The 22,778-nt window shown below is 69.7% G+C and carries 26 protein-coding genes; 10 read left to right on the plus strand and 16 right to left on the minus strand.

The genetic code is table 11. The features are described 5' to 3' along the window. Window positions 1-228: 228 nt before the first annotated feature. The 3 genes from rplT to pyk form a co-directional block, all read right to left on the minus strand. Window positions 229-594 (minus strand): 50S ribosomal protein L20, encoded by a 366-nt coding sequence (gene rplT, locus ACFDTC_RS03975; protein WP_375257575.1) that lies wholly within the window; start codon window positions 592-594, stop codon window positions 229-231. 15 nt (window positions 595-609) lie between these two features. After that, window positions 610-810: a 50S ribosomal protein L35 gene (rpmI, locus tag ACFDTC_RS03980; protein WP_375257615.1), complete on the minus strand. Its 201-nt coding sequence runs from the start codon at window positions 808-810 to the stop codon at window positions 610-612. 138 nt (window positions 811-948) lie between these two features. Then, window positions 949-2,394: a pyruvate kinase gene (gene pyk / locus ACFDTC_RS03985; RefSeq protein ID WP_375257576.1), complete on the minus strand. Its 1,446-nt coding sequence runs from the start codon at window positions 2,392-2,394 to the stop codon at window positions 949-951. A 379-nt stretch (window positions 2,395-2,773) separates the two neighbouring features. Here pyk and ACFDTC_RS03990 point away from each other — a divergent pair, with 379 nt between their 5' ends. Further along, complete coding sequence (locus tag ACFDTC_RS03990) at window positions 2,774-3,088, plus strand: DUF1244 domain-containing protein (RefSeq protein WP_375257577.1); 315 nt, start codon at window positions 2,774-2,776, stop codon at window positions 3,086-3,088. A gap of 112 nt (window positions 3,089-3,200) precedes the next feature. Here ACFDTC_RS03990 and ACFDTC_RS03995 read toward each other — a convergent pair whose 3' ends face one another. Further along, window positions 3,201-3,689, minus strand: coding sequence for a peroxiredoxin (locus ACFDTC_RS03995; RefSeq protein WP_375257578.1), 489 nt, complete (start codon window positions 3,687-3,689; stop codon window positions 3,201-3,203). Window positions 3,690-3,767: 78 nt separating this feature from the next. Here ACFDTC_RS03995 and ACFDTC_RS04000 point away from each other — a divergent pair, with 78 nt between their 5' ends. From ACFDTC_RS04000 to ACFDTC_RS04010, 3 genes are all read left to right on the plus strand, one after another. After that, a complete protein-coding gene (locus tag ACFDTC_RS04000) occupies window positions 3,768-4,970 on the plus strand; it encodes an NAD(P)/FAD-dependent oxidoreductase (RefSeq protein WP_375257579.1) in 1,203 nt (400 codons plus the stop codon). Further along, window positions 4,967-5,524, plus strand: a complete 558-nt coding sequence (gene rsmD, locus ACFDTC_RS04005) for a 16S rRNA (guanine(966)-N(2))-methyltransferase RsmD (RefSeq protein WP_375257580.1) — start codon at window positions 4,967-4,969, stop codon at window positions 5,522-5,524. The genes ACFDTC_RS04000 and rsmD overlap by 4 nt, the downstream gene beginning before the upstream one ends. Window positions 5,525-5,597: 73 nt before the next feature. Beyond that, window positions 5,598-6,593 carry an MBL fold metallo-hydrolase gene (locus ACFDTC_RS04010; RefSeq protein WP_375257581.1) on the plus strand — a complete coding sequence of 332 codons (996 nt, stop codon included), beginning with the start codon at window positions 5,598-5,600 and terminating at the stop codon, window positions 6,591-6,593. Here ACFDTC_RS04010 and ACFDTC_RS04015 read toward each other — a convergent pair. The 3 genes from ACFDTC_RS04015 to sfsA all read right to left on the minus strand — a co-directional run bounded on the left by ACFDTC_RS04015 (window position 6,560) and on the right by sfsA (window position 9,409). Further along, the gene (locus ACFDTC_RS04015) at window positions 6,560-7,780 is read right to left on the minus strand and encodes an MFS transporter (protein WP_375257582.1); all 1,221 of its coding nucleotides are present in this window, start codon (window positions 7,778-7,780) and stop codon (window positions 6,560-6,562) included. The two genes, ACFDTC_RS04010 and ACFDTC_RS04015, sit on opposite strands and share 34 nt — an antisense overlap. 31 nt (window positions 7,781-7,811) lie before the next feature. Beyond that, entirely contained in the window at window positions 7,812-8,621 is an 810-nt protein-coding gene (map, locus tag ACFDTC_RS04020) for a type I methionyl aminopeptidase (RefSeq protein WP_375257583.1), read from the minus strand. Between the two features lie 83 nt (window positions 8,622-8,704). Then, window positions 8,705-9,409, minus strand: a complete 705-nt coding sequence (sfsA, locus tag ACFDTC_RS04025; RefSeq protein WP_375257584.1) for a DNA/RNA nuclease SfsA — start codon at window positions 9,407-9,409, stop codon at window positions 8,705-8,707. 46 nt (window positions 9,410-9,455) lie between these two features. On the opposite strand from sfsA, the gene ACFDTC_RS04030 reads away from it, so the two are divergent. The 4 genes from ACFDTC_RS04030 to ACFDTC_RS04045 all read left to right on the plus strand — a co-directional run bounded on the left by ACFDTC_RS04030 (window position 9,456) and on the right by ACFDTC_RS04045 (window position 12,467). Continuing rightward, window positions 9,456-10,178 carry a competence/damage-inducible protein A gene (locus ACFDTC_RS04030; protein ID WP_375257585.1) on the plus strand — a complete coding sequence of 241 codons (723 nt, stop codon included), beginning with the start codon at window positions 9,456-9,458 and terminating at the stop codon, window positions 10,176-10,178. Then, complete coding sequence (locus ACFDTC_RS04035) at window positions 10,175-10,909, plus strand: GNAT family N-acetyltransferase (protein ID WP_375257586.1); 735 nt, start codon at window positions 10,175-10,177, stop codon at window positions 10,907-10,909. The genes ACFDTC_RS04030 and ACFDTC_RS04035 overlap by 4 nt, the downstream gene beginning before the upstream one ends. Before the next feature lie 84 nt (window positions 10,910-10,993). Beyond that, window positions 10,994-11,563, plus strand: coding sequence for a peroxidase-related enzyme (locus tag ACFDTC_RS04040; protein WP_375257587.1), 570 nt, complete (start codon window positions 10,994-10,996; stop codon window positions 11,561-11,563). Then, window positions 11,553-12,467 carry an OmpA family protein gene (locus ACFDTC_RS04045; RefSeq protein WP_375257588.1) on the plus strand — a complete coding sequence of 305 codons (915 nt, stop codon included), beginning with the start codon at window positions 11,553-11,555 and terminating at the stop codon, window positions 12,465-12,467. The genes ACFDTC_RS04040 and ACFDTC_RS04045 overlap by 11 nt, the downstream gene beginning before the upstream one ends. A 1-nt stretch (window position 12,468) precedes the next feature. On the opposite strand, the gene ACFDTC_RS04050 is transcribed toward ACFDTC_RS04045, so the two are convergent. From ACFDTC_RS04050 to ACFDTC_RS04060, 3 genes are all read right to left on the minus strand, one after another. Next, window positions 12,469-13,374, minus strand: coding sequence for a LysR family transcriptional regulator (locus tag ACFDTC_RS04050; protein WP_375257589.1), 906 nt, complete (start codon window positions 13,372-13,374; stop codon window positions 12,469-12,471). Window positions 13,375-13,574: 200 nt separating this feature from the next. Next, the gene (locus tag ACFDTC_RS04055; protein ID WP_375257590.1) at window positions 13,575-14,135 is read right to left on the minus strand and encodes a type 1 glutamine amidotransferase domain-containing protein; all 561 of its coding nucleotides are present in this window, start codon (window positions 14,133-14,135) and stop codon (window positions 13,575-13,577) included. Between the two features lie 111 nt (window positions 14,136-14,246). Further along, a complete protein-coding gene (locus ACFDTC_RS04060) occupies window positions 14,247-16,259 on the minus strand; it encodes an FAD-dependent oxidoreductase (protein WP_375257591.1) in 2,013 nt (670 codons plus the stop codon). A 131-nt stretch (window positions 16,260-16,390) separates the two neighbouring features. On the opposite strand from ACFDTC_RS04060, the gene ACFDTC_RS04065 reads away from it, so the two are divergent. Then, complete coding sequence (locus ACFDTC_RS04065; RefSeq protein ID WP_375257592.1) at window positions 16,391-17,566, plus strand: MFS transporter; 1,176 nt, start codon at window positions 16,391-16,393, stop codon at window positions 17,564-17,566. 66 nt (window positions 17,567-17,632) lie between these two features. Here ACFDTC_RS04065 and msrA read toward each other — a convergent pair whose 3' ends face one another. Both msrA and msrB read right to left on the minus strand, forming a co-directional pair. Then, on the minus strand, window positions 17,633-18,142 hold the full coding sequence (msrA, locus tag ACFDTC_RS04070; RefSeq protein ID WP_375257593.1) for a peptide-methionine (S)-S-oxide reductase MsrA: 510 nt from the start codon (window positions 18,140-18,142) through the stop codon (window positions 17,633-17,635). Next, complete coding sequence (msrB, locus tag ACFDTC_RS04075; RefSeq protein ID WP_375257594.1) at window positions 18,139-18,588, minus strand: peptide-methionine (R)-S-oxide reductase MsrB; 450 nt, start codon at window positions 18,586-18,588, stop codon at window positions 18,139-18,141. Before msrB ends, msrA begins: the two co-directional genes overlap by 4 nt. A gap of 162 nt (window positions 18,589-18,750) precedes the next feature. Here msrB and ACFDTC_RS04080 point away from each other — a divergent pair, with 162 nt between their 5' ends. Then, window positions 18,751-19,245: a hypothetical protein gene (locus tag ACFDTC_RS04080; protein ID WP_375257595.1), complete on the plus strand. Its 495-nt coding sequence runs from the start codon at window positions 18,751-18,753 to the stop codon at window positions 19,243-19,245. A 129-nt stretch (window positions 19,246-19,374) separates the two neighbouring features. On the opposite strand, the gene queG is transcribed toward ACFDTC_RS04080, so the two are convergent. The 4 genes from queG to ACFDTC_RS04100 form a co-directional block, all read right to left on the minus strand. Further along, on the minus strand, window positions 19,375-20,385 hold the full coding sequence (gene queG / locus ACFDTC_RS04085; RefSeq protein ID WP_375257596.1) for a tRNA epoxyqueuosine(34) reductase QueG: 1,011 nt from the start codon (window positions 20,383-20,385) through the stop codon (window positions 19,375-19,377). 109 nt (window positions 20,386-20,494) lie between these two features. Continuing rightward, window positions 20,495-21,160 (minus strand): glutathione S-transferase family protein, encoded by a 666-nt coding sequence (locus tag ACFDTC_RS04090; protein ID WP_375257597.1) that lies wholly within the window; start codon window positions 21,158-21,160, stop codon window positions 20,495-20,497. A gap of 96 nt (window positions 21,161-21,256) precedes the next feature. After that, a complete protein-coding gene (gene mtgA / locus ACFDTC_RS04095) occupies window positions 21,257-21,973 on the minus strand; it encodes a monofunctional biosynthetic peptidoglycan transglycosylase (protein WP_375257598.1) in 717 nt (238 codons plus the stop codon). A 38-nt stretch (window positions 21,974-22,011) separates the two neighbouring features. Next, the gene (locus tag ACFDTC_RS04100; RefSeq protein WP_375257599.1) at window positions 22,012-22,581 is read right to left on the minus strand and encodes a hypothetical protein; all 570 of its coding nucleotides are present in this window, start codon (window positions 22,579-22,581) and stop codon (window positions 22,012-22,014) included. Window positions 22,582-22,778 lie beyond the last annotated feature (197 nt).

Genomic DNA, 22,778 nt, shown 5'->3' on the forward strand with positions numbered 1-22,778 from the left:
GCGCACACGGCAAGCGCGCGCAACCCGCCGATGTCGCGTCGATACTGCACGAACAAGCCCACGCCTGCCCGGCTCTTCCCTCGGGTCAGCCCAGACCGGCCGGGTCACCCGACGCAATCAACCCCCTCCCCTCGGCGATAACCGGCGAAATCGTTGATTGCGCGAACGAAAAAGGGGCACGGACCGATCGGTCCATGCCCCTTCGAATTGCAGAGTCAGGCCGGGCGGTCAGGCCGCCAGCGCGCCCTTCGCCTGGTCGACGATCGCGTTGAACGCGTCGGGCTCGTGCACGGCGAGGTCGGCCAGCACCTTGCGGTCCACTTCAATCCCGGCCAGCGACAGGCCGTTGATGAAGCGCGAATAGGTCAGGCTTTCGTCATGCGCGCGCACGGCGGCGTTGATACGCTGGATCCACAGGGCGCGGAAATTGCGCTTGCGGTTCTTGCGGTCGCGCGTGGCGTACTGGTTGGCCTTGTCGACGGCTTGGGCCGCGACCCGGAAGGTGTTCTTGCGACGGCCGTAATAGCCTTTCGCCGCCTTGATGACCTTCTTGTGCCGTGCGTGGGTGACGGTTCCGCCTTTGGTTCGGGACATCTGTTATCCTCCTTCTCAGCGGTCGTAGGGCATGAAGCCCTTGATGATCTTGGCGTCGGGTTCGCTGAGCACAGTGCTCCCGCGGGCGTCGCGAATGAATTTCTTGGTGCGCTTGATCATGCCGTGGCGCTTGCCCGCCTGGCCGGCGATGACCTTGCCGGTCGCGCTCACCTTGAAGCGCTTCTTGGCGCTCGACTTGGTCTTCATCTTGGGCATTTCGGTCTCCTTCTTCTCGACCCACTCGCGCGACTCGGCATGCCACTTCGGCCGGCCGCGCGGATCAGAGGCGCCGTATAGGGGCATGCGGCGCGCTTGGCAAGCGGGGCGGGCGGTGTGCACCGCCCCTTTTTCCGGTCAACCCGGATCGGTGCGATAGATCAGCCGCTCGTCGCAGGGCGCGACGCGCAGGATGTTCGTGGTGCCCGCGGTGTTGAACGGCACGCCGGCAGTGACGACGATCTGGTCGTGTTCCTCGGCATAGCCCAGGGCGCGCGCCGCCCGCGCGGCATTGACCACCGCCTGCTTGAAGCGCTCGAGCTCGCCGGTCATGACGCATTGCGTGCCCCAAGTCAGCGACAGCCGCCGTGCGGTGCCGCGCAGGCTGGTCATCGCAATGATCGGCACCCAGGGACGCTCGCGCGCGACCAGCGACGCGGTGACCCCCGACGAGGTGAAACAGCAGATTGCCTTGATGTCCGTCGCCTCGGCGATCTGGCGCGCGGCGGCGACGATGCCGTCGGCCACCGATTCCCGCTTGGCCATGCGGCTGGCCTCGATCACCTCGATGTAGGTCTGGTCGCTTTCGACCTCTCGCGCGACGTTGTCCATCGTCGCCACGGCCTCGATCGGGTACTTGCCGGCCGCGGATTCCGCCGACAGCATGATCGCGTCGGTGCCCTCGTAGATCGCGGTGGCGACGTCACTGACCTCGGCCCGGGTGGGCATCGGGCTTTCGATCATCGATTCCAGCATCTGCGTCGCCACGATCACAGGCTTGGCCGCGGCGCGGCACTTGCGCACCAGGCGCTTCTGGATCGGCGGCACGTTCTGCACCGGCAGCTCGACGCCCAGGTCGCCGCGCGCCACCATGATCCCGTCGGACACGGCCAGGATCTCGTCGAAGGCCTTGACCGCGGCGGGCTTCTCGATCTTCGACAGGATCGCCGCGCGGCCGCCGCAGAGCTTGCGCGCCTCCTCGACGTCGGCGGCGCGCTGCACGAAGGACAGCGCCAGCCAGTCGACGCCCAGTTCGGCGACAAATTCCAGGTCCTTGCGGTCCTTCTCGGACAGGGCCGCCAGCGGCAGCACCACGTCGGGCACGTTCACGCCCTTGCGGTTCGAGATCGTGCCGCCCGCCACCACGGTGCAGTTGGCGTGATCCTCGGCGCATTCCTCGACCCGCAGGCGCAGCTTGCCGTCGTTGATCAGCAGCGTGGCGCCGGGTTCGAGCGCGGCGAAGATCTCGGGGTGCGGCAGGCAGACGCGGTCCTGCGTGCCGGGCGTGGTGTCGAGATCCAGCCGGAAGGACGCGCCCCATTCCAGCTCTTCCGAGCCGTTGGCGAACTCGCCAACCCGCAGCTTCGGCCCCTGCAGGTCGGCGAGGATCGCGATCGGACTGTCCAGGTCCTTCTCGACCTGCCGGATGATCGCGTGGCGTTCGGCGATGTCCGCGTGCGAGCCGTGGCTCATGTTGAGGCGGAAGACGTCGGCGCCGGTCTCGTGCAACTGGCGGATCATCTCGTAAGTCGACGACGCCGGCCCCAGCGTGGCGACGATCTTCACTCTTCGGCTGCGTTTCATGTCGCTGTCTCCTTGCCCGGCACCCCGAACGATCCTGTTGCCCCACGCCGCGGCGCATCGTCCCGGCGCGGCGGTTGCGCGACGCCACCGGTCGCCCGGGATGTTCGCTTCGCCGCCATTTTCATTCGTTTCGCCCCGGTTTCAATCGCCCAGGGCGCTCAATCTTTCAGCGTTATCGCTAACGCGCGTCGCGCCTCCGGTAGCACGCTAGCGGGGCGGGCCGCAATTCCCTTTGCCGGCGCGGCCACCCGGGACGCCTTGGCACGGCTGGCGACGCCGTGACATAACCCCCATATCACACAGGAAGCGACGCGCGACAGGGTTCCGGGCCCGACGACCTTGCCGCTCGCATACCCATCGACATCCGAAGGAGAGACAAATGGACGACGCCACCCGCACCGAACTCGAGGCCGCCGCCTTCCGCCGCCTGCGCCAGCACCTGATGCAGGACCGGCCGGACGTGCAGAACATCGACCTGATGAACATGGCCGGCTTCTGCCGCAACTGCCTGTCGCGCTGGTACCAGGAGGCCGCGGCCGAACGCGGCATCGAGATGGGCAAGGAAGATGCGCGCGAGATCTTCTACGGCATGCCCTACGACCAGTGGAAGGCGCAAAGCCAGACCGACGCGTCCCCGGACCAGCAGGCCGCGTTCGAGAAATCCTTCAAGGAAAACGTGACCGACAAGGGCTGAACGCACGCGGCGACCGACCCGCCGCGTCTTCTTCTCTCTGGAAATATCCCGGGGGTGAATTGGCCGCAGGCCAAGAGGGGGCAGCGCCCCCTCCTTCTTTCCCGGACCGGCCTCAGAGCTCGGCCAGCAGCGCCTCTCCGGCGGTCGCCTCGCAGGTGCCGGGGCTGTCCTCGACGTGCAGCACCTTGACCACGTTGTCCTCGACCAGCATCGCGTAGCGCTTGGACCGCGCGATCAGGCCGGCCGGCGGGGCGGTGAAATCCATGCCGATCGCCGTGGTGAAGGCCGATTCCGCGTCGCCCAGGATCGTGATGCCGGCATCATGCGCGCCCGTCTCCTCGCCCCAGGCGTTCAGCACGAAGGGGTCGTTGACCGAGATGCACACGATCTCGTCCACGCCCTTCTCGTCGAACTGCGCCTTGGTTCGGATGAAGCTGGGCAGGTGCGCCATGGTGCAGGTGGGCGTGTAGGCGCCCGGCACGGCGAAGATTGCCACCTTGCGGCCCTTGGTGATCTTGGCCAGATCGACCTGTTCGGGGCCGTCGGGTCCCATTTTCGTCAGCGTCGCGCCGGGAAGGGCGTCACCCGCGGAAATGCTCATGTCCTGTCTCTCTCGTTTGCACTTGTTGTGCGGCGAATTATAGGGTGCGGCGACAAAAGGAAAACCGGAAGGCGGACGATGGCGGACGTGGTGATCGTTGGGGGCGGACAGGCGGCGGCATCGGCGGTGGCGCGGCTGCGCGCCAAGGGCTTCGACGGCTCAATCACCCTGATCGGGGACGAGCCGGTGCCCCCCTACCAGCGCCCGCCCCTGTCCAAGGCCTACCTGCTGGGCGACATGGCGCTGGACCGCCTGTTCCTGCGCCCCGAGGCCTTCTACCGCGACAACGCCGTGCACCTGATGCTGGGCGAGCCCGTCACAGCGATCGACACCGACGCCCGCACCGTGAGCGTCGGCGACGAGGCCATCCCCTACGGCGACCTGATCCTGTGCACCGGCTCGGCGCCCCGCCGGCTTCCGGCACGGATCGGCGGCGAGCTGGACGGCGTGCACGTGGTGCGCACGCTGGCCGACGTGGATGCCATGGCGCCGCGCTTCGCGGAAGGTGCGCGGGTGCTGATCGTCGGCGGCGGCTATATCGGGCTCGAGGCGGCGGCGGTCGCCGCGACGCTTGGCCTCGACGTGACGCTGGTCGAGGCGGCCGATCGCATCCTGTCCCGCGTCGCGGCCCCCGAGACCGCCGACTGGTTCCGCGCGCTGCACGAGACCCACGGCGTTACGATCCTCGAAGGCACCGGGCTGGACCGCCTGACCGGCGACGGCCACGTCTCGGGCGCGGTCTTGTCGGACGGGCGCGAGATCGCGGTCGACTTCGTGGTGGTCGGCGTCGGCATCGCGCCCTGTACCACACTCGCCGAGGCCGCCGGCCTGCGGATCGACAACGGCATCGCGGTCGACGCGCACGGCCGCACGTCCGACCCGCATGTCTGGGCGGCCGGCGATTGCGCATCCTTCCCCGGCGCGGGCGGCGCGATGCGTCTGGAATCGGTCGGCAACGCCATCGACATGGGCGAACTGGTGGCCGACAACCTCATGGGGGCCGAGCGGGACTACGCCGCGGCACCGTGGTTCTGGTCGGACCAGTACGACGTCAAGCTGCAGATCGCCGGCCTCAGCGCCGGCTACGACCGGGTGGTGGTGCGCGACGGCGCGGGCCGGTCGCACTGGTACTACGCCGGTGACAGCCTGCTTGCGATCGACGCGATGAACGACAGCCGCGCCTACATGGTCGGCAAGCGTCTGATCGAGGCCGGCAAGGCGCCCGACCCCGCCGCGATTGCCGATCCGGAAACCGACCTCAAGGCCCTGCTGAAGGCATGAGGATCGTCGGCGGCACGCACCGGGGCCGCAAGCTCGCCGCGCTTGGCAAGGGCGACGCCGGCGCGCACCTGCGCCCCACCACCGACCGCGTGCGCGAGGCGCTTTTCAACGTCCTGCAGGGCGGCCGCTTCGGCGAGCCGATCACCGGCGCGCGCGTGCTTGACCTGTTCGCGGGCACCGGCGCGCTGGGGCTGGAAGCACTGTCGCGGGGTGCCGCACATGTCACCTTCGTCGACGACGGACGCGTGGCGGGGCGCCTGCTGCGCGAGAACATCGCCGCCCTGGACGCCGCCGCCCAGACCCGGCTGATCGCGCACGATGCCGCGCGCCTGCCCGCGGCGGATGCCCCGTGCGACCTGATCTTTCTCGACCCGCCCTACGGCAAGGCCTTGGGCGCGGCCGCGCTGACCGCCGCGCGCGCGGGCGGCTGGATCGCGCAAGGGGCGCTCGTCGTGTGGGAGGAAGCGGCGGCGCAGGTCGCGCCCGAGGGGTTCGGGACGCTCGAATCCCGCCGCTACGGCGACACGACCGTCACGCTGTTGCGCGCGGACTGATCCGTCGCCCGCGCCAGGATGCGCGCGCCCGAAGATTCCGCGTGGCGCTTGGCGTCCCGGCTGGTACGATCCTATGCGAATACGTGAATTCAGGGAGGATGCCGTGATTTACCGACCGACCCGCCGCGACCTGCTGTCGATGGCCGCCGCCATGCCCGCGCTGACCCTGCCCGTGGCCGGGCGCGCGCAACTGCTGGGCGCGCCGCCCGCCGGCAACCCCGCGCATTTCAGCTTCAGCCTGGGCGACGCCACACTGACCGTGATCTCGGACGGACACCTGGAACTGGCCGCCTCGGGGCTGGGCGTCAACGCCGACCCCGAAACGGTCGAGGCCTTCCTGCGCGACTACGCCCTGTCGACCGAGCAGAACTACTCGCACACCAACCACCTGCTGATCGAACGCGGCGACGCGAAGGTGCTGATCGACGTCGGGTCGGGCGACCGCTTCCTGCCGACGGCGGGCCGGCTGTGGGACAACATGGACGCTGCGGGCATCGACCGCGACAGCATCACGCACGTGGTCATCACCCACGCGCATCCCGACCACATCTGGGGCGTGCGTGACGGCTTCGACGAGGCGATCGTGCCCGGCGCTCGGTACTTCATCGGCCGGGACGAGCACGATTTCTGGATGCAGGACGGGCTGGTCGACCAGGTGCCGGCCGAGATGCAGCAATTCGTCCTCGGGGCGCAGAATTCGATCGAGGTGGACGGCGCCGACTGGACGCTGCTCGAGGACGACCAGGAGATAGCACCAGGCGTCCGCGTCATCAGCACCCCGGGCCACACGCCGGGGCACATGTCGGTGCTGATCGACACCGGCGACCGCCCGCTGCTGGCGCTCGGCGACGCAATGAGCCACGTCTGGACCAACTTCGTGCACCCCGAGTGGTACAACGAGTTCGACATGGACGGCGAGCAGACGGTCGCCACGCGCCGCCGGCTGCTGGACATGGCCGCGACCGAGGAGATGGCCGTGCTGGGCTACCACTTCCCCTTCCCCGGCGTGGGCCACGTCAAGCCCGAGGGCGACGCCTACCGCTTCATCCCTGCGCTCTGGCGCTGGTAGGTCGCCGCGCGCAGGTTCTCGGCCCGGATGCTGGCCAGCAGGTGAAGCAGCGCCGCGAAGGCGGCGCAGCCCGCCGCGGCACCCAGCGCGTCCAGGCCGAACCGCGTCAGCACCGCGCCCGCGAAGGCCGAGCCGCCTGCGATGCCGATGAAGATCGCCGACGAGTTCAGCGCCAGGATCACGCTGGTGCGCGCCGGGTCGATGCCGATCAGCCGCACCTGCTGCGACGCGATGAAGCTCCACCCGGTCATCGCCCACACGAAGACGAACGGGAAGAACACCGCCGCCGGAAGCGGCAGGCCCGACAGCCACGGCAGGATCAGGATCTGGCCCAGGCACAGCGCCACCGAGGTCGGCTTCGGCCCCAGCCTGTCGGCCAGCAGCCCGCCGAGCAGGTTGCCCGTGACCGAGCCCAGTCCGAACAGCGTCAGCGTCAGCGAGACCGCCCCGGTGCCGAAGCCCATCCGCTCGGTCAGCAGGGTGGGCAGGTGCGTGAAGGCGACGTAGATCGTGCCGAGATAGGCCGAGGTGAACAGCACCGCGCCCATGGTCACGCCGTCGCGCAGCGTGGCGCCCAGGTCCGGCAGCGAGACGGGGCGCACGCGCAACCCGCGCGGCACCCGAGTCGCCACCAGCCACAGGCACGGCACCGTCAACGCCGCGCCGAGGGCGAACACAGCGTGCCATCCGAACTGCGCCGAGATCCAGGCCCCGGCGGGCAGACCGGCGACCTGCGCCGCCGTCAGGCCGAACATCGTGAAGGCCAGCGCCCGGCCGCGCCGCGCCTGCGGGCTGATCGCCGCGGCGACCGCCGTGCTGACCGGGGTGACCAGCGCGGCCCCCGCCGCAGCCAGGGCCCGCACGCCGAACAGACCGCCGAGGTTCGGCATCACGGCGGCCAGCGCGCTGGCCACGCCGAAGATCGCAAGGCCGGCCAGCAGCACTCGCCGCCGGCCCACATGGCCGGTCAGCGACACCAGAACGGGCGAGCCCACGGCGTAGGCCAGCGCGTAGATCGTCAGCAGCCCGCCGGTCGCGGTGACCGGCACGTCCAGCGCGGCCGCCAGGTTCGGGATCAGACCGACGACGGTGAAGACGCCGATGCCGATGGTGAAGTTGCACGCCGACAGGATGGCGACGACGGCCATCCACGACGGTGCGGGCGCGGCGTCCTCGGCCGCGCTCATGCGCGTGCCGCCGGGTCCGGCGCGGCGCGCATCAGTAGGTCGGGTGGAATCGGCCCGCGGGCGACAGGGTGAAGATTTCGGCCCCGGCCGCGGTCACGCCGACCGAATGCTCGAACTGCGCCGACAGCGACTTGTCGCGCGTCACGGCGGTCCATTCGTCGGCAAGCACCTTGGTCTCGGGGCGGCCGAGGTTCACCATCGGCTCGATCGTGAAGAACATGCCTTCTTCCAGCACCGGACCGGTGCCGGGGCGGCCGTAATGCAGCACGTTGGGCGGCGCGTGGAACACGCGGCCCAGCCCGTGGCCGCAGAAATCGCGCACCACCGACATGCGCTGCGCCTCGACGAAGCTCTGGATCGCGTAGCCGATGTCGCCGAAGGTCGCGCCGGGGCGGACGGCGTCGATGCCGTGCATCAGCGCGTCGTGGGTGACGTCCATCAGCCGCTCGGCCTTGCGGGGCAGCTTGCCGGCGACGAACATGCGGCTGGTATCGCCGAACCAGCCGTCGACGATCACCGTGACGTCGATGTTGAGGATGTCGCCGTCCTTCAGCTTCTTGTCGCCGGGAATGCCGTGGCAGACCACGTGGTTCACGCTGATGCAGCTGGCGTGCTGGTAGCCCTTGTAGCCGATCGTGGCCGAGGTCGCGCCCGCCTGCTCCACCCGGTTGCGGATGAAGTCGTCGAGCGCGCCGGTGGTCTGGCCCACCTCGACCAGCTCGGCCACCTCGTCGAGGATGCGCGCGGCCAGTTCGCCCGCGCGGTGCATCCCGGCGAAGTCGTCCTTCTGGTAAATGCGGATGCCGTCCCGGGTGAGACGGCCACCGGTATCATGGTTCACGGCATGCTTTCCCTTGCGTTTGCATCATATTTAATGCCTTCGGCCGCGGTTTGCCAGTGCGGCGGCGCAGCATGGCCGCGGCCTCATGACACAAGCGGCAGCGGCGAAGACAGCGCGATGCCCTCGGGGCCCGGCGCGCAGCCCAGCGCCAGCGCCTCGACCCCCGCGGCGCGGGCGGCGCCAAAGGCCGCGGCATAGGCCGGGTCGAGATCGGCCGCCAGCGCCATCCGGTCGGCATCGTCGCGCTGCACGAGGTACAGCATCACCGCGCGGTGCCCCTGTCCGACCATCCGCGCCAGGGCGCCCAGGTGGCGCGTGCCCCGCGCGGTGACGCAGTCGGGAAACTCGGCCAATCCCGGCGCGCGCGACAGGGTCACCGACTTGACCTCGACATAGGCGTCGCGGCGGCCCTCGGCCGACAGCAGGAAATCGACGCGGCTGCCCTCGTCGTAGCGGACCTCGGGCCGGAGCGTGTCGTAGCCCTCTAGGCCCGGCACCGCGCCCGCCTGAAGCGCCGGGCGCAGGATGCGGTTCGCCGCGCCGGTGTCGACGCCCACCAATGCGCCCCGCGCGTCCTCGACCAGCCGCCAGGCGAAGCGCAGCTTCTTCTTCGGATCGTCGTTCGGCTCCAGCCAGATCGTCATGCCCGGATCGGCCAGGCCCAGCATCGAACCGGGATTGGCCACGTGCGCCGTGATCTCGCGCCCGTCGCGAAGCCGGCAATCGGCCAGGAAGCGCTTGTACCGGCGCAGCAGGGTGGCCCGGATCAGCGGGGTTTGAAAGCGCATGGCGCGCGGCCTATACCGAAGGCCGAAAGCCCGCAAGGAGCGACCCATGCCCAACCCCACCGCCGCCATGCTGGTGATCGGAGACGAGATCCTGTCCGGGCGCACCCGCGACGCCAACATGCACTTCCTGGCGCAGGAATTCACCCGCCACGGCATCGACCTGCGCGAGGTGCGCGTGGTCGCCGACGATCCGGATGCCATCGTGGCGGCGCTGAACGCCTTGCGCGCAGCCCACGACACGGTCGTGACCTCGGGCGGCATCGGGCCCACGCACGACGACATCACCGCCGATTGCGTCGCGTGCGCCTTCGGCGTCGGCATCGACGTGCGCGACGACGCCCGCGCGATCCTGCAGGCGCATTACGACCGGCAAGGCAGCACGATGAACGCGGCGCGGCTGCGCATGGCGCGCATCCCCGACGGGGCGACGCTGATCGAGAACCCGGTCTCGGCCGCGCCCGGCTTCACCATCGGCAACGTGCATGTCATGGCGGGCGTGCCGTCGGTGTTCCAGGCGATGGTGGCCAGCGTGCTGCCGACCCTGACGGGGGGCGAACCACTTCTGTCCCAGACGCTGCGCATCGACCGGGGCGAGGGCGACATCGCCGGTCCGCTGGGCGAGCTTGCGGCCGAGTTCGACGATTTGCAGTTCGGCTCGTACCCGTTCCAGAAGAACGGCGCGTTCGGGGCCAACGTGGTGGTGCGCGGCACCGACGGGGCGCGGATCGACGCCGCGATGACGCGGCTGTCGCGGCTGATGCAGGAATGACACCCGGCCCCGACCGGCTGTTCGGCGCGATCCACGCGACATGGCCCGCGGCGCGGATATGGCCCGTGGCGGGCTTCACGCTGCGCGACGGCGCGGGCGGCGGCAAGCGCGTCTCCGCCGCCACGTGGGACGGGGACGGGGACGCACTGGAGGCGCGGATCGACTCGGCCGAGGCGGCGATGCGCGAGGCCGGGCAGGCCCCGCTGTTCATGGTCCCTGCGGACGCGGACGCGCTCGACGCCGCGCTGGCCACGCGCGGCTACACGGTCGCCGATCCGACGGTGCTGTGGCTGTGCCCGGTCGACCGGCTGACCAACCGCGCGGTGCCGCGCCTCACCGCCTTCTGCGTGGGGGAGCCGCTGGCGGTGATGCGCGAGATCTGGGAAGCCGGCGGGATCGGCCCCGCCCGCGTGCAGGTGATGGAGCGTGCTGGCGGCCCCAAGACAGGCCTCTTCGGGCGGACGATGGACCAGCCCGCCGGCGCCGGTTTCTGCGCGGTGCACGACCGTATCGCCATGGTCCACGCTCTGGAAATCGCCGCCGCTTTCCGGCGGCAGGGTCTGGGCGCCTGGATGATGCGGCAGGCGGCGTTCTGGGCACGCGAGCAGGGTGCCGAATGGATGGCCGTGCTGTGCACCGAGGCCAATTCCGGCGCCAACGCGCTTTATGATCGGTTGCGGATGCAGCGCGCGGGCGGCTACCACTACCGTATGGCGCCCGAGGCGCGGTAGGACGCCCACCCGGGCGTTGATCCAGATGCCCGCACGGGCGTCGGCAAGACGCGCGGCCGAGTGCTCCGCGCCCGAGGAGGATGCATGAGCGACGACAAGCCCACCGCGCTCGACCTGCCCATGGTCGACCCGCTGCCCGAACGGACGCAGAAATACTTCGACGTCTGCCAGGAGAAGCTGGGCCTCGTGCCCAACGTGCTGAAGGCCTACGCCCACGACATCGACAAGCTCGACGCCTTCGCCGGGATCTACAACCAGCTGATGCTGGCCGACAGCGGGCTGAGCAAGCTCGAGCGCGAGATGATCGCCGTGGTCGTGTCGGCGGTGAACCGGTGCTTCTACTGCCTGACCGCGCACGGCCAGGCGGTGCGCGCGCTCTCGGGCGACCCGAAGCTGGGCGAGATGCTGGTGATGAACTGGCGCGTCGCGGACCTCGACCACCGGCAGCGCGCGATGCTGTCCTTCGCCGAGAAGATGACGCTGAACTCGTCCCAGATCGCCGAATACGACCGCGAGGCGCTGCGCGACGCGGGCTTTTCGGACGCCGACATCTGGGACATCGCCAACGTCGCGGGCTTCTTCAACATGACCAACCGGGTCGCAAGCGCCACAGACATGCGTCCCAATGACGCCTATCACGGGCTTGATCGCTAGGGGCTGGGCGGTCGCGCTGGCCGTGGCCCTGGCGGGTGGGGCACAGGCGCAAAGCCTGCCGCTGCCGCGCGGGGCCAGCCTGACGCACACGCAGGTGTTCGAGGAAGGCCGCTATGCCCTGCCGTCGGGCCCGTGGGAGGCCGGAGAGGGCGTGCCCGTCACCGTGATCGAGGGCGCGGTCGAGGAGAGCGCCTGGCGCGTGCCGCCGGGGCTGACGCCGCAGCAGATCATCCGCCCCATCCGCGAGGCGCTGCGCGAGGCCGGCTGGACCATCGTGCTGGATTGCGGCGCCGAGCAATGCGGCGGCTTCGACTTCCGCTTCGGCACGCGGGTGATCGCGGCGCCGGCGATGTTCGTGGACCTGCGCGAATATCGCGCGGTCTCCGCGATCGCGCCGGACGGCTCGGGTGTCTCGGCGATCGCCAGCACCGATCCCGGCGCCGGTTACCTTCAGATCATCCGCGCCGACACCACCGAGCGCACCCCGGCGCCCGAGGTCGAGGCCGGGCCCGTCGCGGAGGACCCCGCCGGCCTGATCGCGCGGCTCGAGCGTGACGGCCGCGCCACGCTGCGCGACCTGGATTTCGCCACCGGCGACGCCGGCCTGGGCGATGGCGCGGTCGAGTCTCTCGACCTGCTGGCGGATTACCTCGGCGACCACCCCGACCGGCGGGTGCTGTTCGTCGGGCACACCGACGCCACCGGCTCGCTCGAGGCGAACCGCGCGTTGTCGCGGCAGCGCGCCCAGGCGGCGGTTGACTACATGCGCGCGCGCCACGATCTGGGGCCGGCGCGGGTCTCGGCCGAGGGCGCGGGCTACCTTGCGCCGGTCGCGTCCAACCTGACCGAGTCCGGACGGCGCGCCAACAGGCGGGTCGACGCGGTGCTGCTGCCGGTCGAGTGACCTACCAGACCTGCGGGCCCTTCTCGGCGAAGGCGTGCACGAGGAAATCGATGAAGGCGCGCACCTTGGGCTGGGTGAACCGGCCCGGCGGGTAGACCGCGTAGATGCCCTGCGTCTCGACCGGCAGGTCGGGCATCGCGTCCTCGACCAGCCCCTTCCGCATCGCGTCATGGTACAGGTAGGACGGAAGATACGCGATCCCCAGCCCGGCGATGCAGGCGTTCAGAAGCGACTGCCCGTCGTTGACCGACAGCCATCCCGCGGTGCGCACCTGGCGCTTCTCGCCCGAGGGTGCCGTGACCTTCCAGACATTGCCCGAGGACTGGTTGGAATAGTGCAGCAGCTTGTGCGCGTTCAGGTCGTCGATCCGCGCCGGGCGGCCGAACTTCTCGAAATAGCGCGGTGCGGCGATCATCCGCTTCGTCGTCTCGGTCAGCTTGCGGGCGCGCAGGGTGCTGTCGTCCAGATCGCCGATCCGGATCGCCATGTCGAAGCCTTCGCTGATCAACTCGACGTAGCGGTTGTTCAGGACCATGTTCACGGTGATGTCGGGGAATTCCGACAGGAAGTCGCCCAGCACCGGCGACAGGTGGTTCACGCCGAAATCGGTGGCCACGCTGATGCGCAGCAGCCCCGAGGGCGCCGACTGCATCGAGGTGACCAGCGCGTCGGCCTCGCCCGCGTCGTTGAGCACCCGGCGCGCACGGTCGTAATAGGCCAGACCGATCTCGGTCGGGCTGACGCGGCGCGTGGTGCGGTTCAGCAGCCGCGCGCCCAGCCGCGCCTCGAGGCTCGAGACGTGCTTGGACACCGCGGATTTCGAGATGCCCAGCTTTTTCGCCGCGTCGGTAAAGCCGCCCTGATCGACCACCGTCGCGAAAGCCTCCATCTCGGTCAGGCGATCCATGCCCGTCTCCCGTCTGCGTCCCGATGCGCCTGGTATCCGGTTCAAATCGGGCTGAACCGTGGCGCCGCGCAGACAATTGCGGGGTGATTGCGGGCGCTGTCGGTGCAGGAGAAACAGCCGGCGCAGACGAAAAACCCCGCACGGGCGAACCGCGCGGGGTCTTCGGATCGGTCGGGGCGCGTTGCCCCGACGGCCAGGGCTTAGGCGGCCTTGCGCGCGTGGTGGCCGCTCTCGATCTCCTCGACGATCTTGTTGCAGAACGCCTTCAGATCGCCCGGGTTGCGCGAGGTGATCAGGCCGTTGTCGGCGACGACCTCGGCATCCATCCAGCGGCCGCCCGCGTTGACGACGTCGGTCTTGATCGAGTGGTAGGACGTCAGCTCGCGGCTGGCGACAAGCTCGGCCTCGATCAGCAGCCACGGCGCGTGGCAGATCGCGGCGATGATCTTGTCCTGCTTGGCGAAGGCCTTGATCGCGGCGATCGCCGGCGCGTGAACGCGCAGCAGGTCGGGGTTGATCTGGCCGCCGGGCAGGACAAGCGCGTCGTAGCGGTTCGGATCGACGTCCTCGATTTTCAGATCCGCCTCGGCCTCGCGGCCCCAGTCGGTCTCGTCCCAGCCCTTGATCGCCTTGCCGTCGGTGGTGGCGATCTCGACGGTCGCGCCCTGTTCGCGCAGCGTGTCGCGCGGCACTTCAAGCTCGGACTGCTCGAAGCCGTTGGTGGCGATGATCAGGATGCGTGCGTCTGCGATGGCGGTCATGGGAAACCTCCTTTGCGTGTGTGGTGCAGCGTGTCGCTGCATTCACCCCGCCAACCGGACCCCCGCGGGCCGGGTTCCACGCGCGTCATCGCATCCGCGTGAGTGTGCCCGTCAGAGCGTCGCGGCCAGCCGGACGCCCTGGTCGATCGCGCGCTTGGCGTCGAGCTCCGCCGCCACGTCCGCCCCGCCGATCACGTGGCAATCGCGGCCCGCCGCCCGCAGCGCATCGGCCAGGTCGCGGGCGCTTTCCTGCCCGGCGCACAGCACCACCGTGTCGCAGGCGATCAGCTCGGGCGCTCCGTCGACCGTGACGTGCAGCCCCGCGTCGTCGATGCGGTCGTAGGTGACGCCGCTGCGCATCGTCACGCCGCGCATCTTGAGGCTGGCGCGGTGGATCCAGCCGGTGGTCTTGCCCAGCCGGCGGCCGGGCTTCTCCGCCTTGCGCTGCAGCAGCACGACCTCGCGCGCCGGACGGTCCGGCCGCGGCCCCTCGGGCGCGAGGCCCGAGCGCGTCTCGGGGTCGGTGACGCCCCATTCGCGCATCCAGTCGGGCAGGCTTTCGGTCGGGCTTTCGTCGGTCACGAGGAACTCGGACACGTCGAAGCCGATGCCGCCGGCGCCGACGACCGCCACGCGCCGGCCGGGCGTCACGCGACCGCGCAGCACGTCGGCGTAGCCGGCCACCATGGGATGGTCCTGGCCGGGGATCTGCGGGTCGCGCGGCGTCACGCCGGTGGCGACGATGACCGCCTCGAACTCCGCGAGGTCGTCCGCACCGACCCACGCGCCCAGCCGCCGCGTCACGCCGACCTCGTCCAGCGTGGCGTCGAACCACGCGACGAGGCCGTGGAATTCTTCCTTGCCCGGGACGGCGCGGGCCATGTTCAGCTGTCCGCCGATGCAGTCCTCGGCGTCGAACAGCGTCACCGCGTGGCCGCGCTGCGCCGCGGTGATCGCAGCGGACATGCCCGCCGGTCCTGCGCCCACGACGGCGACGCGCTTGGGCTCGGCCGCCGGTTCGATCACGATCTCGGTCTCGAACGCCGCGCGCGGGTTCACGAGGCACGACGAGACCTTGCCCTGGAACGTGTGGTCCAGGCACGCCTGGTTGCAGGCGATGCACGGCGCGATCAGGTGCGCCCGCCCCTCGGCCGCCTTCTTCACGAAAGCCTCGTCCGCCAGCCAGGGCCGCGCCATGCTGACCATGTCGGCGCAGCCGTCCGCCAGCACCTGCTCGGCCACCTCGGGCGTGTTGATCCGGTTCGACGCGATCAGCGGCACGCCGACCTGGCCCATCAGCTTTCGCGTCACCCAGGCGAAGGCCGCGCGCGGCACGGACGTGGCGATGGTCGGCACCCGGCTTTCGTGCCAGCCGATCCCGGTGTTGATGATCGTGGCGCCCGCCGCCTCGACCGCCTGAGCCAGCTCGACCACCTCGTCATGTGTCGAGCCGTCGGGCACGAGGTCGATCATCGACAGGCGGAAGATCACGATGAAATCGTCGCCCACGGCGGCGCGGACGCGGCGCATGACCTCGACCGGCAGGCGCATCCGGTTCTCGTAGGACCCACCCCAGCGGTCGGTGCGCTTGTTCGTGTGGGTCACCAGGAACTGGTTGAGGAAATAGCCCTCGGACCCCATGACCTCGACCCCGTCGTAGCCGGCCTCGCGTGCGCGCACCGCCGCGGTGGCGATGTCCGCGATCTGCTTCTCGATCCCCGCCTCGTCCAGCTCCTTCGGCGGAAACGGCGCGATCGGCGCCTTGATGGCCGAGGGCGCGACGCAGTTCGGCCCGTAGGCGTAGCGCCCGGCATGCAGGATCTGCATCGCGATCCGGCCGCCCGCGTCGTGCACCCGGTCCGTCACCACCCGGTGGTTGGCGATGTCCTGCGGCGTGAACAGCCCCGCCGCGCCCGGAAACACGCCGCCCTCGACGTTGGGTGCCATGCCGCCGGTGACCATCAGCCCCGCGCCGCCGCGCGCACGGGCGGCGTAGAACTCGGCCACGCGGTTCCAGTCGCCCTTCTCCTCGAGGTTGGTGTGCATCGACCCCATCAGTACGCGGTTCGGCAGCGTCACGAAGCCGAGGTCGAGCGGGGCGAGCATGTGCGGATAGGCGGTCATCGCGGGGCCTTTCGGTTTTGCGGGAGCCTCACATGATCCCGCGCGCGCTGTCACGCGCCACGTGACGTCAGAGCGGACCGCGGATGGAACATGGCCCCTGCCGCAAACCTTCCCCGGGTGACGGAGGTGCCATGACCGGCTTCTGGGCGATCTCGACGGCGGGGTTCCTGGCCACCGCGATGACCTACGGTCCGGCCCGCATGGGCTTCGGCCTGTTCCTGGGCGAATTCCGGTCCGATTTCTCGCTGTCGACCGGCATGGCGGGCCTGATCTCGACCCTGGGCTTTTCCGGATTCCTCGTCGGCCTGCTGGTGGCCTACGCCCTCCTGGCGCGCCGCGGGCCGCGCTGGCCGGTGACGCTGGGGCTCGGTGCCGCGACGGCGGGCTTCGCGCTGGTCGCGCTGGCGCCGAACGCGGCGGTGCTGGCGGCGGGCGTGCTGCTGGCGATGGCCAGCGCGGGGTTCTCGTGGGCACCGTTCAACGACGCCGCGCACCGCGTGATCGCCGATCAGGATCGCCCGCGCGCGCTGTCGCTGGTCAGCACCGGCACCAGCGTCGGCGTCGCCGCGGCCGGTCTGACGGCGCTGGCGCTGCACATGCTCGGGCTGTCGTGGCGCCTCGGCTGGACCGGCTTCGCGCTGGCCGGCGCGCTGGCGACACTAGTCAACGCGCTCGACCTCGGCGGCGAGGCCGCGCGACCCGGCCCGCGTCCGGACCGCTGCTTGGCGGAACTCGTCCATCGCGCCGCCTGGCCGATCTACGGCGTAGCGGCCTCATACGGCACCGTCTCGGCGATCTGGATCTCGTTCGCGGCCGACCGCGTACAGCAGGCGGGCGGTCTGCCCGGCCTCGCGCCTGCGGCCGCACCGGGCGTCGTCTTCCTCGCCTACGGCATTTTCGGCCTGAGCGGGGCGCTCACCGGCTGGCTGCATGACCGGCTCGGCCTGCCGCGGCTGCTCTACACGCTGCAGGCGACCGCGGCGCTTTCGGCGGGTCTGGTGGCCCTCGCCCCGGCCATGTGGAGCGCCGTCCTGCTGTCGGCGGGCCTTCAGGGCGCGCATGTGATGATGACCAGTGCCGCGCTGTCGTTCTGGACCGAACGGCTCTACCCCGACGCGCCGTCGCGTGGCTTCACCGCCGCGTTGCTCGCGGTGGCGGCCGGCAGCGCGCTCGGCCCGGCCGCCGCGGGCTTCCTGTCGCAGGCCGCAGGCGGAGGCGCCATGTTCCTGACAATTGCGGCGCTGCCGGCGATCACGCTTCTGCTTCTGATGCGGGCAACGATCCGCGAACGTCCGGTCGGGGACTGAACGCCTGAAAGGGTCGGCGGGCGGGCGATGCCGCGCAGCGGCGAGAGCCGCCCGCCGGAACCGGTCCTATTCCGCCGCGTCGCGACGCGGCAGCACCCAGTCGGGGCGCGGGAAGTGGCAGGTATAGCCGCCCGGGAACCGCTCCAGGTAATCCTGGTGCTCGGGCTCGGCCTCCCAGAAATCGCCGACCGGCTCGACCTCGGTCACCACCTTGCCCGGCCAGATGCCGGACGCCTCGACATCCGCGATCGTGTCCAGCGCTTCATGCCGCTGGGCATCGTCGACGTAGTAGATCGCGCTGCGATAGCTCATGCCGCGGTCGTTGCCCTGCCGGTTCAGCGTGGTCGGATCGTGGATCTGGAAGAAGAACTCGAGGATCCGCCGGTAGCTGATGCGCGCCGGATCGAACCAGATCTCGATCCCCTCGGCGTGCGTGCCGTGGTCGCGATAGGTCGCGTTCTTCACGTCGCCGCCGGTATAGCCGACGCGGGTCTTCTCGACGCCGTCGAGCTTGCGGATCAGGTCCTGCATGCCCCAGAAGCATCCGCCTGCCAGCACTGCGCGTTCCATGCTCATGCCCGTTCCTCCACTTGATCCAGGTAGTCGCCATAGCCCTCGGCCTCCATGTCGTCGCGATGCACGAAGCGCAGGGACGCCGAGTTGATGCAGTAGCGCAGCCCGCCGCGATCCGGCGGCCCGTCGGGAAAGACGTGGCCCAGGTGGCTGTCGCCATGCGCGCTGCGCACCTCGGTGCGGATCATGCCCAGGCTGCTGTCGCGCAGCTCGGTCACGTGCGCGGGCTCCAGCGGCTTGACGAAGCTCGGCCAGCCGCAGCCGGATTCGTACTTGTCGGCCGACGCGAACAGCGGCTCTCCGGAAACCACGTCGACGTAGATGCCCGGTTCCTTGTTGCTGAGGTATTCACCCGTTCCGGGCCGCTCGGTGCCGTTCTGCTGCGTCACCCGGTACTGTTCGGGCGTCAGCGTGTCGATCACTTCGGCGCGCCGCTCATATCTGGCCATTGCCGTTCTCCTGCATTGTCCTGCCCATTATGTGGGCCGCACACGCGATCGTGCAACGCCCGTCGCGCGTGTGTGAGCGGTGAACCTTTCCCCCACGTCATGCGTTCGGTACCCGTGAAAGACGACAACGACGACGACAATCCGACAAGGAGGACGAAGACAATGTCACGCTTCATGCCCATCGCCCCGACCGCTTCCCGCACCGGCGCCGTTCTCGGCGGCGCGTTCGCGCTTTTCGCGCTGCCCGCGCTGGCACAGGACGACGGCGTCGCCACCTTCGGCTCGTCCGGCAACGCCGCGCAATTTGGCGTCACCACCACGCTGAACGAGACCGAGACCGAGGGCGCGCCGGACGACATGGCGACGCTGATCGCCGATCTCACCGACGGCGGCCTGCCCGAGATCGCCTGGCAGTCCGTGTCCTCGATGACCGACGTCGAGACCGTGATGCTCGACAGCCTGTCCGGCGACGTCGAGGGGCTCGACCCCGCCCTCTCCGATGCCTCGGGCAAGATCGGCCGCATCCGCGCCGGCGTCGAAGCCAGCCCCACCCTGCGCGCCGCCGTGGAAGAGGCCGGCTATACGCCCGGCGACGTGATCGCCGCCTACGGGTCGTCGGCCTCGGAAATCGCGCTCGTGATCGACACGCGCGGCTGATGGGGCTTGCAATCCGCCACTCAGCGGATAATTGAGGAGCCTTGGGCTTTCTCTCCCAAGGCACGACTACCAAAGGGCGTCGGCCGGTCTCCGGCTGGCGCCTTCTTCGTTCCGGCATGCGTCAGGCGCTCAGGTGCCGCGCAGCCGCGCCACCGCCCAGCGCGCGGCGTCGGCGACCGCGGGATCGGGATCCTCGCACAGCGCCTGAACCGCCGGCATCAACCGTGACGTCCCCGAATTGCCGATAGCGTAGCAGACGTTGCGCACGAAGCGGTCGCGCCCGATCCGCTTGATCGGCGAACCCGAGAACCGCGCGCGAAACGCCGCATCGTCCAGCGCCGCCAGTTCCTCGAGCGGCGGCGCCAGAAGGTCAACGCGCGCGTGGTACTTCGCTTCGGCGGCGCGCTCGGCGAACTTGTTCCACGGGCAGACCGCGAGGCAGTCGTCGCAGCCATAGATCCGGTTGCCCAGCGCGGGGCGCAGCGCCTCGTCCACCGGACCCTTGTGCTCGATCGTCAGGTAGGAAATGCAGCGCCGCGCATCCAGCTGGTAGGGCGCGGGAAACGCTTCGGTCGGGCAGATGTCCAGGCACCGCCGACACGATCCGCAGTGATCGACCTGGGGCGCGTCCTTCGGCAGGTCCAGCGTCGTGAACAGGCAGCCCAGGAAGAACCACGACCCCAACTCGCGGCTGACGACGTTCGTGTGCTTGCCCTGCCAGCCCAGCCCCGCCGCCTGCGCCAGCGCCTTCTCGGGGACCGGTGCGGTGTCGACGAAGACCTTGATCTCGCCGCCCGCCTCGTCGATCAGCCAGCGACCCAGCCGTTTCAGCCGCTTCTTGGCCACGTCGTGGTAATCGCGGTTCTGCGCGTAGACGCTGATCGCCGCGCGATCCCGCTGTTCCAGCACCGCCAAGGGGTCGTGATCCGGCCCGTAATTCTCGGACAGCATGACGACCGAGCGCGCCTCGGGCCACAAGGCGGCCGGATCGCCGCGCCAATGCACGCGATCTTCCATCCAGCCCATCTGCCCGTGATACCCGCGGTCGAGATACGCCCGCAGCCGGTCCATCACCTGCGGCACCGCGTCCGGCGCGCAGATCCGGGCGACGGAAAACCCCTCGTTTAGCGCGCGCGCCACGACGCGGCGCTTCAGATCCTCCGGGTCGGCGATACCTGTCTCCTCTGGGCGATGCGCCAAAGGGATGGCGGGCGGGGCGTCGCCGCAGGCGCGCGCCGTCCCGTCATCCTCAGAAATCGAGATCCGCGTAGTGCCGCGGCGGCGGGAAGCCCGGCACCTGGTCGGCCAAGATCGACCGGAAGGCCGGGCGCGACTTGATCTTGGCGTACCAGTCCTTGACCGCCGCGCTGCGGTTCCAGTCCACGTCCGAGATGTAGTCCAGCGCAGACAGGTGCGCGGCCGCGGCGAAATCCGCCAGCGTCATCACGTCGCCCGCCAGCCAGCGGCGGTGGTCCAGCAGCCACGCCATGTAGTCGAGGTGGTACTTGATCGCCTTGGCGCCCGACTTGACGTTGGTCGAATCCGGGAAGCCCTGCTTCATCACCTTCTTGTTGACCCGCTCGTAGAGCAGCTTCGACGTCACCTCGTTGTGGAACTTGTCGTCGAACCAGCCCACCAGGCGGCGCACCTCGTAGCGGGCGTCGGCGGCGCGCGGCATCAGCGGCGGTTCGGGGTACTTCTCCTCGATCCACTCGCAGATCGCCGCGCTCTCGGCCATGACCTTGCCGTCGATCTTGAGCACCGGCACCTTCGCCGCGGGGTTGCGGCGCAGGAAGTCGGCGTCCTTCTCCCAGTACCGTTCCTCGACCAGCTCGCACTGGATCTTCTTCTCGGCCAGCGACAGCCGGACCTTGCGGCAGAAGGGCGACAACGGCACGTGGTAGAGCTTGGCCATGGCAGGTCCGCGGATTGGGGGAAATCGCGCCCGTCTTAGTCCCGAAGGCAGGCGCAGTTCAAGCCGACAGCACTCGGCCCGGGGCGGGGATCGGCGCTACTCCGCCTCGAAGCAGGCGGCGCGGCCGTCGCGGGCGATGACCACCGCGCCGTCGGCGATCTGCGCCGCGCGGCTGCGGGTGGCGGCGGTGGGGTCGGCGGCGCTGCGGGTCTTGGGGCTGGGCAGGATCGCCGCCAGGCGCGCCGCCTCGGCGGGGCTGAGATCGGCCGCGGCCACGCCGAAATAGTGCCGCGCCGCGGCCTCGATGCCGAACACGCCCTCGTCGAACTCGGCCACGTTGAGATAGACCTCGAGGATGCGCCACTTGGGCCAGACCGCCTCGACCACCGGGGTCAGCGCCGCCTCGAACGCCTTGCGGACCCAGGACCGCCCCTGCCAGAGGAAGACGTTCTTCACCACCTGCTGGCTGATGGTCGAGCCGCCCCGCGAGGCACCGTCGGCGATCGCGTCGCGGATCGCGTTCATGTCGAAGCCCCAGTGGGTGCAGAACCCCGCATCCTCGGCCGCCACCGCGCTACGCAGCATGACCGGCGCGATGCGGTCGACCGGGACCCATTCACGCTCGATCCCGCCCAGGCGGCGGGATTCGGAGAGCATGGTGAAGGTCGTGGGCGGGTTGATCACGCGGAAGAGCACGATCAGGACCAGCATTAGCGCCACGAGACCCAGACCCAGCCGCACCAGCCAGCGCCGCAGCCACCGCAGCGGCGCGAAACGGCGCTTTGCCTTGCTCTTTTTCCGTTGCTTCGCCATCGCCGCCGTCTTGCCCGCGCCCCGGGCCAAAGTCCAGATCAGCGGTTGTGTCCGCGCGGGCCAAGGATGAGCTTAAACAGACCTACGAACGCCACCAAAAGAATCTTGCCGACAAGTGCCAGCGTGGGACCGGCCCAAAACGGGAAAACGGGCCATAAAACGGAGAAACCCTTTCCGTGCGTATCTAGCGGCCATTCCTCGAAAAAGACGGCCCACATGAAGCCCCAGGAAAACGCAAGACATGCGGAAATGTGGATAAGGACGCTCGCGCCGACCGGCTGGCAGCGCCCCGGTGAGACCACGGTTTTCCAATAGCCGACAGCGAACACCGCGACGGTCAGCGGAACGATCACGAGTCCCGAGGCCAAGGTCGCCGTGTAGGCGTGCAAGGATCTGAGATCGTGCGCGGCGAGCAATTCGATCCGTTTCGCCGCTTGCGGCAGCACGCGCTCGACAGCCTCCGCCGAGACAAGCGCCCCGTCGGCATTCAAGAATGCTGCGGCATAGCAGATCGCGACGGCGACGCCGAGCCAGACCCAAAAGAACCACGTCCAAAGCCCCCCACCGGCGGCATACTCTTCCGGCGGAATCGGCGCGCGGGCCTGCATCCAGGCCTTCGTTTTCTGCCACGAAGCGCCTTCCATTTACGGCCAGCGTTCCTGGTGGCCGTGCCGAAAACACGCCCAGTCGTCCTTACAAACCGGGAACATTCCGGCCCTCCTGTTCACTCGCTACGCGCGGGTCTTCGAAAGCGGTCCCGGCGCGGCGTCCGATTGCAGAGAGCGTAGGACAGCGACCGTCCGCG

The sequence above is a fragment of the Citreimonas sp. genome, assembly GCF_042096055.1.
Taxonomy (GTDB): Bacteria; Pseudomonadota; Alphaproteobacteria; order Rhodobacterales; family Rhodobacteraceae; genus Citreimonas.